Below are 14,161 nucleotides of genomic sequence, written 5' to 3'. Positions count from 1 at the left end.
GAAGGCAAACTCACCACCCGCAGTTGGGAAGATAAAGAAGGCAACAAACGCTTTATCACTGAAGTGGTATGCAACGAGTTGTTGTTAATGGGAAAATAAATAAAATTCCATTTTTCAAGTACTAAATTCCAAACAGGTTTCATCACCGTTTGGAATTTGGTGCTTGTAGTTTGGTGCTTTTCAATCTTCTAAATCATAACTTCAAATAAAACTTCTTCACCAACTCCTTAAATTCATCAGTATAATTATGACGGCTGATTTCAAGAATAAGTTCTTGCTCTTCAATGGGCTTTTCATTGAATGAAAAGTGCAACAAACTGCGTTTTATGGGAGCGTTTTCTGTGCCTTGCACCCGGGTGACGCGGTTTATAAAAAGTGATTTCGCTTTCGCAAAATCGATAAAATGCTCTTCTTCCGCAAAAGGAATTACTACCGCGAGTTCACCATTTTCAGATAGCAATTGTGAGGCGTAGTTAATCAAATCTTCAAACGGAAGGCTATCATAAAAACGGGCTTTTTTTCTGTTTTCGGGAAGATAGACTTCTCTATCGTTAGGAACAAAGTATGGCGGATTGGAAACAATTAAATCATATTTTTCGTCTTCCGGTTCGTCAGCAAATTCATCCAGCGAAGCATGAAAACAAAACAGCCGGTCTGCCCAGGGGCAGTTTTCAAAATTTTCGGCACACTGCTCATAAGCATCCTCGTCAATTTCAATGGCATCAATTTGTGCGACGTCACTGCGCTGTGCCAGCATCAAGGCAATCAAACCCGTTCCGGCACCAATATCGAGTATGGATTGGGGATTGTTTTTCAAAGAAGTCCACGCACCCAGCAACACTCCATCTGTACCCACTTTCATGGCACAGCGGTCTTGTTCAACAGTGAATTGTTTGAATTTAAAACTCATTGAAGTTTGAAATTTGGCGCTTGAAACTTTGAACTTTGAACTTTAAATATACAAATCTATCAACCCCGCCGGAGTATCCAAAAGCAGGATTTTATTTTTCTTATCCACTTTTTTGATAAAATCATCATTCACTGGAATCAAAATTTGCTTGCCCTCGCGTTCAATTTCAAAAAGTGCCTGAGCGGCGCTGTCGTTGACCCCTTTTACAATGCCTATTTTTCCAAAGGTGACATCTTCGGCAGTAAAGCCTATGATTTCGTGGTAGTAAAACTGATCGTCGTCCAGTTCGGGGAGAAAATCTAATGGCAGATATACATCCAGCCCAATAATTTCATCGGCTTTTTCCTCAGAATCTATATCGTCAAAACGCACGCGAAGCAATGTAGATTTGTGCAGCCCACTTTGGTGTATAAAAAAAGGAATCAGGTTGTTGTTATAGTCAACAAGCACTGATTCCAATTCTTTGTAGAGTTCGGGCTCGTCTGTATCCAATTTGATTAAAACTTCCCCTTTAAAGCTGTATTTTCTAACGATTTTTCCGAGATAGAAGCATTCTTCTTTTCGCATCGTTAGAGTGTATTATGCTTTAGTCTCGTCTTTTTTTGGCTCTTCGGCTTCAGAAGTTTCTTCAGCTTTAGGAGCTTCCTCTACAGGAGCTTCTTCGGCCTCAGGTTTCTCTTCAGCTTTTGGAGTTTCCTCTACAGGAGTTTCTTCTTTTTCAGGCGTTTCTACAGTAGCTTCTGTTTCAGGAGCCGCATCCTGAGTTTCCTCAGTGGGTTCTGCAACTTCTTCAGCTACTTCCTCTGCAGTTGCTTCGGCTTCAGCTTCAGCAGCAGCGGCCATACGCCTTTCATTCACGGCTTTTTCAGCAGCAAGCGCGTCAGCTTTCGCTTTAGCATCTGCTTTAGAAAGACCTTCTTTTTTAGCATCGATTCTTCCGGCTTTTTCTTCTAACCAAGCCTGAAATTTTTCTTCCACTTGTTCTTCGGTTAAAGCACCTTTAGCAACACCACCCAAAAGGTGTTTTTTCATCATCACCCCTTTGTAAGACAAAATTGCTCTGGCGGTGTCTGTGGGTTGAGCTCCATTTTGAAGCCATTTTACAGAACCGTCAACATCTAAGTCAATCACTGCAGGGTTAAGGTTTGGATTGTAAGTCCCTAATTTCTCAAGGTATTTACCATCTCTTGGCGCGCGGGCATCGGCGGCCACAATCCAGTAAAAAGGTTTTCCTTTTTTACCGTGTCTTTGTAATCTGATTTTTACAGGCATAGTGTAAATTATTTTTGGGGTACTCGACCCCGGTTTATAATTAAGGGCGCAAAGATACTACAAAATTTGAATTTATAATCTAAAAACGTGTCATTTAGAAATTAAAAGTTTGAAATGAAACATATGAACAACATTGATACAAACCGAAAATGTTCAATGGCAAATTCCATCTGACCTATAAAACAATAAAAAAGAACAGATGAATCCGAAGATTTTTTATTAGGTTTGTAACCCTACATAAGGAAATTGTTTTTCCTGCGTTATAAAAATATAAATTTACATACTTGATATGAGAACCTTTATGCTATTATTTTTTGCCTCTTTTGCCCTTATAAGCTGCGAAGACGTTCAAACCAACAGTCCTGCACTACAGGCAGAGCTCAATGGTGTGCTTTACAGGGCAACTGATGTAAGAGCAGAAATCAAAGAAAATGGTAATTTGATAATCCAAGGCATTTCAGATACTGAAAGCTTAACAATCACCCTGTCCGGATCATCGGAGGGGGTTTATATCTTAGGTGGTCAAGGCACAAACCGAGCTGTTTTCCAAGACTTTTTTGGGTCTGTTTATACCACAAGACCTTTTGGGGATGGACAAGTTGTCATTCAAAGCAATGAAAACAATGAATTTACAGGAACGTTTAAGTTTAACGCCTATAGATTTGGATTAGACACGCTCAATGTTCAAAAAGGCTTTTTTCACAAAGCACCAATTATTGCCGGGTCAATTGAAGATCCCATAGCTGCAAACCTCTTAACCGCCGTAGTTGACGGGGAAAATTTTACAGCGGCACAATTTGTGGTTCTCAATGAATTAGGAGAAATTCTAATAAATGGTGCTTCAACAAACGGCACTGCAATAGGCCTTGTGTTTCCTGACACTATCACTGTAGGGGGATACACAATTGAAGATGATGGAGATGATATTTCTTTAATTTATCTTTCTGGTGATGATCCTGAAGGACTGAGTGGTACATTGGTTATAAATTCCCATGATACAGTGGAAAAAATAGTTTCCGGTACTTTTGAATTTGAAACTGCAGACCATATCATAACAGAGGGTCAGTTTATCATAAGTTATTAACCTAAATAAGCATCCATAGCAAACGCCCGGGATTTAACATGTCCGGCGTTTTTTTTATTATTGTTAATAAATAAACTTTCATGTCAGGGGAAAGAATTTGTATTTTTAAACTTTCATTTCCTTTCCAAAAAAACCCTGAACTATGTATCTTATTTTCGATACCGAAACTACCGGATTACCCAAAAATTACAACGCACCCATATCTGATACCGATAACTGGCCACGCTGTATCCAGATTGCCTGGCAGCTTCACGATGCTATGGGCAACCTCTTGGAAAGTCAGGATTTTTTGATAAAACCAGACGGCTTTAATATTCCTTTTGATGCTGAAAAAATACACGGTATCTCTACCGAATTGGCTGAAAAAAAAGGTGTCCCTCTTGACGAAATGCTCACACTTTTTAACGAAGCATTAGGCAAAACTAAATTTATCGTCGGCCAAAATGTAGGCTTTGACATCAACATTCTGGGTGCTGAGTATTTCCGAAAAAACACTCACACCAAACTAACAGAATTTCCGGTACTTGACACTTGTACAGAACATACGGCAAACCTGTGTCAAATTCCCGGTGGACGGGGCGGAAAATTTAAACTCCCCACACTTACTGAGTTACACGAGCACCTTTTTAATGAACCTTTTTTTGAAGCGCATAACGCCACCGCCGATGTGGAAGCCACCACACGCTGTTTTCTGGAACTCATCAGAAGAAAAGAGTTTAATCACAAAGAACTGGACGTTCAACCTGATTATTTTGAACAATTCTCTGAAGCCAACCCCAAGCCCATTCAGCTTATTGGGCTGAAGCACATCAATCTCAAAAAAGCTTCAGAAAAAATTAGGAAAGAAATTGAAAAAATTTCCGGCGAAGACATTTCGCAAGATGAAATCAAACAAAACATCGCCGATTTAAAAGAAGTTCCATTTGCGCATTTGCACAACCACTCCCAGTTTTCGATACTACAGTCCACTTCAAGCACTGCAGATTTGGTGAAAGCCACAGCAGAAAACAATATGCCCGCTGTAGCAATTACTGATACCGGAAATATGATGGGGGCCTTTCATTTTGTACAGGCTGTGGCCAACCAAAATGCAAAAGCCAAACAAAAGGCACAAGAATCCGATGAGGAACCACAACTCATAAAACCCATTGTGGGCAGTGAATTTTTTGTTTGTGAAGACCATAAAAATAAGACTGCCAAAGACAACGGCTATTTAGTTGTTTTTCTTGCTAAAAACAAAAAAGGCTATCACAACCTGGCAAAAATGTCCTCCATCTCCTATACGGAAGGTTTTTATTATGTACCCCGTATAGACAAGGAAATAATTGAAAAATACAAAGAAGACTTAATCGTGCTTACCGGAAGTTTGTATGGTGAAGTCCCTTCAAAAATATTGAATGTAGGCGAAAATCAGGCAGAAGATGCCTTGTTGTGGTGGAAAGCCCAATTTGGTGATGACTTATACATTGAGTTGATGCGCCATAAGCAGGAAGATGAAGAACGCGTAAATCCGGTGCTCATCGAGTTTGCGAAAAAGCACAACATCAAAATTGTCGCTACAAACAATACTTACTATATCAAGCAGGAAGACGCCAATGCCCACGATATTCTCTTGTGTGTAAAAGACGGCGAAAAACAAGGAACCCCCATTGGTCGTGGTCGCGGTTACAGATACGGGCTTCCCAATCAGGAATATTACTTTAAGAGTACCGAAGAAATGAAGGCGCTGTTCAAAGACATTCCCGAAGCCATTTTCAACGTCAAAGAGGTTATTGACAAAGTGGAAGTTTACACACTTGCACGAGAAGTGCTGCTTCCCAATTTTGAAATCCCTGCTGAATTTATTCAGGAAAACGACCCCAAGGGGAAATTGGGAGAAAACGCTTACTTGAAACACCTCACCTATGAAGGTGCAAAAAAACGCTATAAAGACTTAATACCTGAGATTACAGAACGCCTTGATTTTGAGCTGGATGTCATCGCAGAAAGTGGTTATCCCGGTTATTTTCTAATTGTTCAGGATCTGATTGCTGAAGCGCGGAAAATGGGAGTTTCTGTTGGTCCTGGCCGGGGTTCAGCCGCCGGTTCTGCCGTTGCCTATTGCTTGGGAATCACAAACATTGACCCCATTGAATATGACTTACTTTTTGAGCGTTTCCTAAACCCGGACAGGGTGAGTATGCCTGATATCGATATCGACTTTGACGATGAAGGCCGAAGCAAAGTGATGGATTATGTCATCAATAAATATGGAGCCAATCAGGTGGCGCAAATCACAACTTATGGCACTATGGGTGGAAAATCAGCCATCAGGGATACGGCCCGCGTACTCGACTTGCCTCTTAGCGATGCCGACAGGTTGGCCAAATTAATGCCACAAATGTCAAAACTGAACAAAGTTTTTAGCTACAGCGAAAGCGAACTAAAAGCCGCTTTTAGGTCTGAAGATTATGAAAAAGTAAAAGAATTACTGTTTATTTCAAACGGAAATGACCTTCAGGCGCAAACCATCAATCAGGCAAAAATTCTTGAAGGCTCGGTTAGAAATACCGGAATTCACGCCTGTGGGGTGATCATTACTCCGGGTGATATCACCAATTATGTTCCGGTGGCAACAGCCAAAGATTCAGACCTCTATGTCACCCAGTTTGACAACTCGGTAGTGGAAAGTGCCGGCTTGCTGAAAATGGACTTTTTGGGACTAAAAAACCTTACCATTATTAAAGATGCTGTCGCATTAATCAAACTCAAACACAACATTGATCTTGACCCCGACACATTTCCTCTTGATGACGAAAAAACATTTGAACTTTTTCAGCGTGGCGAAACGGTAGCTACATTCCAGTATGAATCTGCCGGAATGCAAAAGTATATGCGCGATCTCAAACCCACTGTTTTTGCTGACCTTATAGCGATGAACGCGCTTTACCGTCCGGGCCCCATTGAATACATCCCCAGCTTTATCAGAAGGAAAAACGGCGAAGAAGAAATCACTTATGACCTTCCGGTAATGGAAAAATACCTGAAAGAAACTTACGGGATCACGGTCTATCAGGAGCAGGTGATGTTGCTTTCTCAGGAACTTGCCGGTTTTACCAAAGGTGATGCCGACGTGCTTCGGAAAGCGATGGGGAAAAAGATATTTTCAGTACTTGAAAAAATGAAACCCAAATTTCTGGAAGGCGGCAATGCAAATGGCCATCCTGTTGATATTTTGGAAAAAATTTGGAAAGACTGGGAAGCTTTCGCCAGTTATGCGTTTAACAAATCACATTCCACCTGTTATGCGTGGATTGGTTATCAAACAGCCTACTTGAAAGCAAACTACCCCGCTGAATATATGGCAGCAGTGCTTTCAAACAATATGAGCGACATCAAGGAAGTTTCCAAGTTTATGGAAGAATGCAAGCGTATGGGACTTTCCGTTTTAAGCCCTGATGTGAATGAATCCTATTATAAATTTACTGTAAATGATCAAGGTGCCATCCGTTTTGGGATGGGTGCTGTGAAAGGTGTGGGTGGAAACGCAGTTGCCACTATAGTCGAAAACAGAAAAGACGGCAAATACAAATCGGTTTTTGATTTGGCCAAACGCATCGACTTGCGCGCTGCCAACAAAAAAGCCTTTGAAAACCTGGCCCTTGCCGGCGGCTTTGACAGTTTTGACACCCACCGAGCCCAGTATTTCCACGACGATGGCGATGGAACCCTATTTCTTGAAAAGGTATTACGCTATGCAGCTAAATACCAGGAAAACCTCAACTCATCACAAATCAGCCTTTTTGGCGAAGCCAGCGAAGTACAGTTTCCCGAGCCGGAAGTCCCGCCCTGTGAAGAGTGGGGCACCATGCAAAAGCTTAAACAGGAAAAAGAAGTGGTGGGTATATATATTTCAGGACATCCGCTGGATGATTTTAAAACCGAAATCAAAACCTTCTGCAGAAACAAAGTAGGCGACTTCAATCAACTGGAAAATTTTATAAACAAAGAACTCATTTTTGGCGGTGTAATCACCGATGTTCAACATAGAGTTACCAAAAACGGCAAAAACTGGGCAACATTTATTCTTGAAGACTATGAAGATTCTTTTGAATTCAGGATGTTTGGCGAGGAATATTTAAAATTCAGGCACTTGCTAATGATCAATGGGTTTATATTTTGCAGGGTGTTTATAAAAGAAGGTTGGATCAACAAAAACACAGGAGAGAAAACTGACCACAGATTACAGTTTAACAGCATACAGCTACTTCAGGATGTACTGGAGAAAAATTCCAAAAAACTAATCATTTCTATGAACCTTAACGAGCTGGAAGAAACCCGGATAGATTTATTAAAATCATTGCTGAAAGAACATCCCGGCACACATTCCCTGGATTTTTATTTTTATGAAGCCGAAGAAAACATCAAACTGCAAACCAAAAGCAGGAAACACAAAATAAAAATCTCACAGGAATTGCTTGGCGCATTGGAAAAACAAAACTTCTATTACATTCTCAATTGATTATAATTATAACTGATGTTTTTATAACCAAAAGTAATCCGGCATACCCGTTGGGTGATAAAAATTAACTAATTTTGTATCCTAATTTAACACTACACATTATGGCATTAGAAATAACAGATGCAACGTTTGAAGAAACCGTTCTAAAAAGTGACAAACCGGTTCTTGTAGATTTCTGGGCAGCTTGGTGTGGCCCTTGCAGAATGGTGGGGCCTATCATTGAAGAAATCAGTAAAGACTATGAAGGCAAAGCCGTTGTTGGCAAAGTTGATGTTGACAGCAACCAGGAATTTGCAGCAAAATACGGTGTGAGAAACATCCCTACAGTTTTGGTATTCCAAAACGGGGAAGTTGTGGGCCGTCAGGTTGGCGTTGCCCCAAAAAGCACCTATGCTGAAGCAATTGATGCTCTTTTATAATAAATAATTCACAAATTAATTGAAAAGGTTTAGCGTGTTGTTAAACCTTTTTTTATTTTTAGTCAAAATTTAAACTACTATGAGTAAACCAAATAAAGTTCAGGAAAAAATTGACGCCAAGCTGCTTGAAGAAAGAAAAGTGTTTTTATGGGGTCAGGTTGATGACAGGTCGGCAAAACACGTGATTGATCGTTTGTTGTATCTGGACTCCCTTGAGAAAAAAGACATTCACCTGTTCATCAACAGTCCGGGTGGCTATGTAACCTCCGGATTTGCTATTTATGACTGTATGCAATCACTTAAAAGTGACGTTTCTACCATTTGCACCGGTTTTGCGGCTTCTATGGGTTCAATTCTCCTTTCAGCCGGAGCCAAAGGGAAGCGTTTTATACAGCCAAACGCCAGGGTGATGATCCACCAGCCCAGCGGTGGCGCAAGGGGTCAAGCCAGTGACATTGAAATTACTGCCCAGGAAATTTTAAAAACCAAAGAACTCAGTGCTAAAATCCTTGCTGAAAATTGCGGTCAAAAAGTCGAAAAAATCCTGAAAGACTTCAACCGCGACCACTGGATGGACGCCAAAGAGTCGGTGGATTATGGTATTGTAGATAAAGTAATTTAATTAACCCAAACCTTGAAGGGTTTTGAACCCTTCAAGGGATAGTGGGAAACATATGGACATACAAGCTCAAATCAACGAAATAACAGGTTTTAAAAACTTGGAACTCCTCGCCACACAAGTGGTGGAAGGTTTTATTTCGGGTTTGCACAAGAGTCCGTTTCACGGGTTTTCTTCAGAATTTGCTGAACATAAAGTCTATAATTCCGGTGAAAGCACAAAACACATCGACTGGAAGCTGTATGCCAGAACCGATAAGCTTTTTACCAAGCGTTATGAGGAAGAAACCAACCTGAGGTGTCACCTGATTGTTGACAACTCCACCTCAATGCACTATCCGGAAATGAAAACATTTTCGATAGACAAGTTGAACAAAATTGCATTTTCGGCTCTGGCAAGCGGTGCCATAATGAACCTGCTCAAACGACAACGGGATGCAGTGGGCATAAGCATTTATTCAAATGAATATGAATTTTATGCCCCCGAAAAAGGAAGCGAGCGCCATCACCAAATGATTTTGGACAAGCTGAATGAAGCCGTTGTCACGAAATCAAAGGATAAAAAAACGCAGACCTATCAGTTTTTACATCTTATTGCCGAAAAAATGAAACGCCGTTCACTGGTGTTTTTATTTTCAGATATGTTTCAGGACAACCTGGAGGAAGAAAAACTGTTTGAAGCCCTTCAGCATTTAAAATACAACAAACACGAGGTCATCCTTTTTCATACTATAGATAAAAGCAAAGAACTCAGTTTTGATTATGACAACAAACCCAGAAAATTTGTGGATGTTGAAACCGGCGACTTTTTAAATGTGTACCCTGACACCATCAAGGAAAATTATGAAAAAGCCGTTGCGAGCTACTTTAAAGCCTTAAAACTCAAGTGCGCCCAATACCGTATCAAATATGTGGAAGCCGATATCAACGCGGGCTTTTCAAAAATTTTGACAACCTATTTGATTGAGAGGCAAAAGTTCACTTAAGGAAAGAATCTTTTTTTAAAAATAGTTTGTGTAAACTAAATTTGGACGTATATTTGCCGTCGCTAAGAATCAAACAGTCCTGTTTTTTCTAGCACGTTCATTAACAATTGTACAAAATAAAGCAACTTCGGTTGTATCTGACTGTCGTCAGAATATAAATTTATTTTGGTCTGGTAGTTCAGTTGGTTAGAATACCTGCCTGTCACGCAGGGGGTCGCGGGTTCGAGTCCCGTCCAGACCGCAACCTTGATTACAGTCTGTAATCATCAAGAAGTTGTGTTGTCCGCCGTAAGGCGGAAAGGCTTGTAGTAGAGCCGATGAGAAGCTTTTCGCATTTTTGCGTAGAGCTTTTTTTGTTTTTAGTCGTTTCTGCTAAAGAGCAAGTTTTGGATGATTTAAGGTGTACATTAAGGTGTACATCCACTTTTCAAACATCATCCAACTTATGCTTCTTCGGATTTCTTCTAAAATACCGTATGATTGAGGGTGCGGTGATTCCATGTAAAACAATGGAAAACAAAATAATATATGCAGCTATGGAGTAGAGCTCATATTTATTTTCAAAAAGATCTGTTTGCATAAAAGCCCACGAAAGGTAAAACACAGAACCCACTCCCCTGATTCCCAAAAAACTGATGGCGAGTTTGTTTTTAAATGTGTCTTTTATCCCAATGAGCCCAATCATTCCTGCCAAAGGCCTTACGATTAAAACAAAAGCAGCACTGAAAAGTATGCCTTTCCAGTCAGTAACTTCCAGGATCCCATTCATGATCGTCCCCCCAAAAAGAATGATCCAAACCACAATCAGGAGTCGTTCAATCTCATGGCTAAAGTCATGAATTTTCTTTTTGTATTTACCGCTTACATTTTCAGAATAACGAATGCTCAAACCGGCAAAAAAAACCGCCATAAATCCATATCCATGAACCAATTCACTTAACCCGTAAACAGCAAAAGTCAATGAGAGTGCCAAAAAACCATCATAAGTCTTGATGTCTTTCCATTTTTTTAAATGCGTAAGGACATATCCAATTAACCTCCCAAATATTATCCCCACTGCAACACCAATCACAATTTTAAGAAGCAATTTGTCCCAAAACCAATCACTAAAACTGAATGCTGCAAAACTCCCGGCCTGAACGACCATCACGGCAAGATAGGTAAACGGAAAAGCCATACCATCATTTAAGCCCGCTTCTGCGGTAAGGGAAAACCTGATTTTATCCTTCAGCTTATCTTCCCGCTCCGGGTCGTCCAATTGTACATCAGAAGCCAACACCGGGTCAGTAGGTGCTAAAATTGCGGCCAGTAAAAGCGATGCCGGAATACTGAGCGTTAAAAAATAAACCCCCAACAAATAGGCTGAAATCATCGTCAAAGGCATCGTTATGGCAATTAACAATAAAGGTCTTTTCCAGGCTTTAAAACTATAGTTACTTCCAATTTTTAACCCGGCCCCCATTAATGAGATAATGACAATGGCCTCAGAAAAAATCATCATAGCGTTATCACTCCATAGCAATTCTGTCCATCCTAGTGGGACACCAGTCAAATAAAGTAAAATGCCTATTGGCAATAGAATGACCGGCGAACTCACTTTAATTTTTTCTGAAATGGAAGGCAGCCATGCCATAAGTAGCGTAGCAAAACCCAAACTTGCCAAAAGCAAATAATGATCTTTCATACACTTAAAAATAGCATTTTTTTTACAATCCCGATTTTGTTTTTAATAACTTTAGCCTTTCAAGCCATACAAAATGATTTACGATATTATCAAAAACAGACGCGCTGTTTTTCCTGCACAATACAACGATCAACCCATCAGTAAGGACGAAATCCTCAAGGTTTTGGATGCAGCCAACTGGGCACCAACGCACAAACGCACAGAACCCTGGCGTTTTAAAGTCCTTCAGGGAGAAAGCCTGATTAAACTGGGTAATTTTTTATCAGAAAAATACAAGGAAACCACAGATAAATTTTCAGAGTTTCAATACAACAAACTCAAAGAAAACCCAACAAGAGCCTCTTGTATCATTGCTATCTGTATGCAACGCGACCCCAAAGAGTCCATACCCGAATGGGAAGAAATCGCATCCACCGCAATGGCTGTTCAAAATATGTGGTTGCTATGTACTGAAATGAATATTGGAGCCTACTGGAGTTCACCGGGATTGATTAAACATATGCACGAGTTTTTTGATTTCGCTCAAGGCGAAAAATGTCTCGGCTTTTTCTATATGGGAAATTATGATGAAGAATTGCAGCAAGGCTTTCGCAAAAGCAGTATAGAGGATAAAACCGTATGGCTTTAAAAGAGCACATCACTATATGCCCATACTTTATAGATAAATAATACCAGATAAATAAAAGTCGCCATAAGCTTCATAAATATTGAAGCCAGAAATCCCACAAACGATCCAAAAGCAGCTCTTAACGCATTTTTTCGGGTTTTTGTGTTTATTAGTTCCCCAAAAAAAGCCCCGACAAAAGGCCCGATTATAAAACCAAAGGGCGGAAAAAACAAACCGGCGAGGAGTCCAAGTGTTGCCCCTATCATTCCAAATCGACTGCCACCAAAACGTTTGGTGCCCATGGCTGGAATGATATAATCCAATAGATAAAGCAAAGCAGCTATAACAAAAGTAACGGAAAGAAAAACCCAGTCAAAAGGAACCGAAGGCACTAGATAAATCATCAACAAACCCAACCAACTGATGGGCACCCCCGGCAACACCGGCAATATACTTCCCAAAATACCCACGAGCATTAAAATAAAACCAAGAAGAATAAGAAATAAGTCCATTAGTTTTTTTAGATTAGTTAAACTTAGTATCATTAAGTTACAGTTATTCTAAACTTCTTTAATTGATTTTAACAACTTCTTCATTTTTTGTAAAACTTTCTTTCTTAATTTTATACAATCAAAGAAGTCAATTTATGCAGAAAGCAACTAAAAATCGCAAAGACCCGGCAGCCTCAGTGCCCCTTTTTAAAAATCCGATACTTGAAAAGTTATCCCATACACACATTGCAGCTCCATTGACTGTTTTTACAGTAATTGCAACAGTTTTATTTTATTATGGAGTAGTTGAAAAAGGCTTTCAGTTGCCTTTTATGATTGTTTTGTTTTTGCTTGGATTTTTGTTTTTCACTTTGGTGGAATACCTCATGCACCGTTATCTGTACCACATTGAACCCACAACCGAACGCCGTAAAAAAATGGCCTACACCATGCACGGCGTCCACCACGATTACCCCAAAGACAAATCGCGTCTGGCAATGCCCCCCGTGTTGAGTTTGATTATAGCCACAGTCTTTTTTGTAATTTACCGCGCCGTAATGGGCAATTACGCCTTTGGATTCCTTTCCGGTTTCCTGATGGGTTATACGGCTTATCTCGCAATTCATTACTCGGTGCACGCATTTAAAATACCTAAAAACTTTTTAAAAGTGCTGTGGGAACATCATCTCACCCATCATTACCGCGAGACTGACCGTGCTTTTGGAGTGTCATCACCCCTTTGGGATTATGTTTTCAGGACGATGCCCCGAGGCGACTGGAAAAAAGAGAACTCTTAAATCTTTTTATTTATTTCCTTTAAAAAATCGTAATTTTCGTCATTATTCCAGTCGAAATGAAACGCTTTTTACCACTGCTGATAATTTCATTGCTCTGCACTTCCTGTGAAGGTATCATTACTCAAAAAAAATCTTCTGAAGAATTTCTGGAAGAAGAGTTAAAAACCATCAATTGGAATGATGTGGATACCTATCCACTTTTTAAAGGTTGCAACGAAAATGACTCCAAAGACAGGCAGAAAAAATGTTTTGAAACCTTCATTCACAATCACATTAACCAGTATCTCAATCAGGAGCAATTGATTAGTGTACTTCCAATTGCTGATACATTGATGATTTCGCTTCAGTTAACTTCAAAAAGTGAAGTAACTATTTTGGATATTGAAGGCGACTCGCTCACCTTTTCAACCTTTCCGGAACTGAAACAACTCCTTTCCGAAAGTGTACATTCCCTTCCTCAGGCAGCACCGGCATTAAAAAGAGGGGTTCCGGTGAATACACAATTCAAAATGCCTTTGGTCATCAAAACTGAATAACTACAGGATGATTTTGTAGCCTAAGGAAAGGTCAATTGAAAATTCTCCATAAGTGTCAATTCCGGGAGAAACCAAGTCGTTGACACCTAAAGTTAAAAATCCATTTCCTAATTTATAATCCATTCCCAAACCCAACCCAACGGGTGAATTGAATGCTGTACTCTTTAATTCTTGAAGCTCTTCAAAATTATTTTCGTCTCGTGTACTAAAAGTCAATGTAAAAAGTTTGGCTTGGGCAAAAAGGGATAGTTTTTCG

The 14,161-nt window shown here is 40.0% G+C and carries 15 protein-coding genes and 1 tRNA gene; 10 read left to right on the top strand and 6 right to left on the bottom strand.

Annotated elements, in window-relative coordinates; all coding sequences use genetic code 11:
* The coding region (locus tag AC6F75_RS01515; protein ID WP_500713158.1) for a single-stranded DNA-binding protein at positions 1-99 on the top strand (99 nt) is incomplete at its 5' end.
* A 94-nt stretch (positions 100-193) separates the two neighbouring features.
* On the opposite strand, the gene AC6F75_RS01510 is transcribed toward AC6F75_RS01515, so the two are convergent.
* Genes AC6F75_RS01510 through AC6F75_RS01500 form a run of 3 tightly spaced genes read right to left on the bottom strand, consistent with a single transcriptional unit; the run spans position 194 to position 2,182 of the window.
* Positions 194-910, bottom strand: a complete 717-nt coding sequence (locus tag AC6F75_RS01510; protein ID WP_500713157.1) for a methyltransferase — start codon at positions 908-910, stop codon at positions 194-196.
* 42 nt (positions 911-952) lie between these two features.
* Positions 953-1,477, bottom strand: a complete 525-nt coding sequence (gene rimM / locus AC6F75_RS01505) for a ribosome maturation factor RimM (protein WP_500713156.1) — start codon at positions 1,475-1,477, stop codon at positions 953-955.
* A 12-nt stretch (positions 1,478-1,489) separates the two neighbouring features.
* The gene (locus AC6F75_RS01500) at positions 1,490-2,182 is read right to left on the bottom strand and encodes a 30S ribosomal protein S16 (RefSeq protein WP_500713155.1); all 693 of its coding nucleotides are present in this window, start codon (positions 2,180-2,182) and stop codon (positions 1,490-1,492) included.
* A 289-nt stretch (positions 2,183-2,471) separates the two neighbouring features.
* On the opposite strand from AC6F75_RS01500, the gene AC6F75_RS01495 reads away from it, so the two are divergent.
* From AC6F75_RS01495 to AC6F75_RS01470, 6 genes are all read left to right on the top strand, one after another.
* Positions 2,472-3,266 (top strand): DUF6252 domain-containing protein, encoded by a 795-nt coding sequence (locus AC6F75_RS01495; RefSeq protein WP_500713154.1) that lies wholly within the window; start codon positions 2,472-2,474, stop codon positions 3,264-3,266.
* Positions 3,267-3,408: 142 nt separating this feature from the next.
* Positions 3,409-7,767, top strand: coding sequence for a DNA polymerase III subunit alpha (dnaE, locus tag AC6F75_RS01490; RefSeq protein ID WP_500713153.1), 4,359 nt, complete (start codon positions 3,409-3,411; stop codon positions 7,765-7,767).
* 101 nt (positions 7,768-7,868) lie between these two features.
* Positions 7,869-8,186 (top strand): thioredoxin, encoded by a 318-nt coding sequence (gene trxA / locus AC6F75_RS01485; RefSeq protein ID WP_500713152.1) that lies wholly within the window; start codon positions 7,869-7,871, stop codon positions 8,184-8,186.
* Between the two features lie 79 nt (positions 8,187-8,265).
* A complete protein-coding gene (locus AC6F75_RS01480; protein ID WP_500713151.1) occupies positions 8,266-8,808 on the top strand; it encodes an ATP-dependent Clp protease proteolytic subunit in 543 nt (180 codons plus the stop codon).
* Positions 8,809-8,860: 52 nt separating this feature from the next.
* Positions 8,861-9,790: a DUF58 domain-containing protein gene (locus AC6F75_RS01475; protein WP_500713150.1), complete on the top strand. Its 930-nt coding sequence runs from the start codon at positions 8,861-8,863 to the stop codon at positions 9,788-9,790.
* A gap of 167 nt (positions 9,791-9,957) precedes the next feature.
* Positions 9,958-10,031: transfer RNA gene (locus AC6F75_RS01470), tRNA-Asp, on the top strand.
* A gap of 186 nt (positions 10,032-10,217) precedes the next feature.
* On the opposite strand, the gene AC6F75_RS01465 is transcribed toward AC6F75_RS01470, so the two are convergent.
* Entirely contained in the window at positions 10,218-11,474 is a 1,257-nt protein-coding gene (locus tag AC6F75_RS01465; protein ID WP_500713149.1) for a cation:proton antiporter domain-containing protein, read from the bottom strand.
* Positions 11,475-11,547: 73 nt separating this feature from the next.
* Between AC6F75_RS01465 and AC6F75_RS01460 the strand changes: the two genes are divergently transcribed.
* Entirely contained in the window at positions 11,548-12,102 is a 555-nt protein-coding gene (locus AC6F75_RS01460; RefSeq protein ID WP_500713148.1) for a nitroreductase family protein, read from the top strand.
* On the opposite strand, the gene AC6F75_RS01455 is transcribed toward AC6F75_RS01460, so the two are convergent.
* On the bottom strand, positions 12,099-12,593 hold the full coding sequence (locus AC6F75_RS01455; protein ID WP_500713147.1) for a DUF456 family protein: 495 nt from the start codon (positions 12,591-12,593) through the stop codon (positions 12,099-12,101). The two genes, AC6F75_RS01460 and AC6F75_RS01455, sit on opposite strands and share 4 nt — an antisense overlap.
* A gap of 134 nt (positions 12,594-12,727) precedes the next feature.
* Between AC6F75_RS01455 and AC6F75_RS01450 the strand changes: the two genes are divergently transcribed.
* Both AC6F75_RS01450 and AC6F75_RS01445 read left to right on the top strand, forming a co-directional pair.
* A complete protein-coding gene (locus AC6F75_RS01450; RefSeq protein WP_500713146.1) occupies positions 12,728-13,369 on the top strand; it encodes a sterol desaturase family protein in 642 nt (213 codons plus the stop codon).
* 56 nt (positions 13,370-13,425) lie between these two features.
* Entirely contained in the window at positions 13,426-13,905 is a 480-nt protein-coding gene (locus AC6F75_RS01445; RefSeq protein ID WP_500713145.1) for a hypothetical protein, read from the top strand.
* On the opposite strand, the gene AC6F75_RS01440 is transcribed toward AC6F75_RS01445, so the two are convergent.
* The coding region (locus AC6F75_RS01440; RefSeq protein WP_500713144.1) for a hypothetical protein at positions 13,906-14,161 on the bottom strand (256 nt) is incomplete at its 5' end.

This window comes from Planktosalinus sp. (genome assembly GCF_059864935.1).
This window is presented reverse-complemented; position numbering and strand designations above follow the sequence as displayed.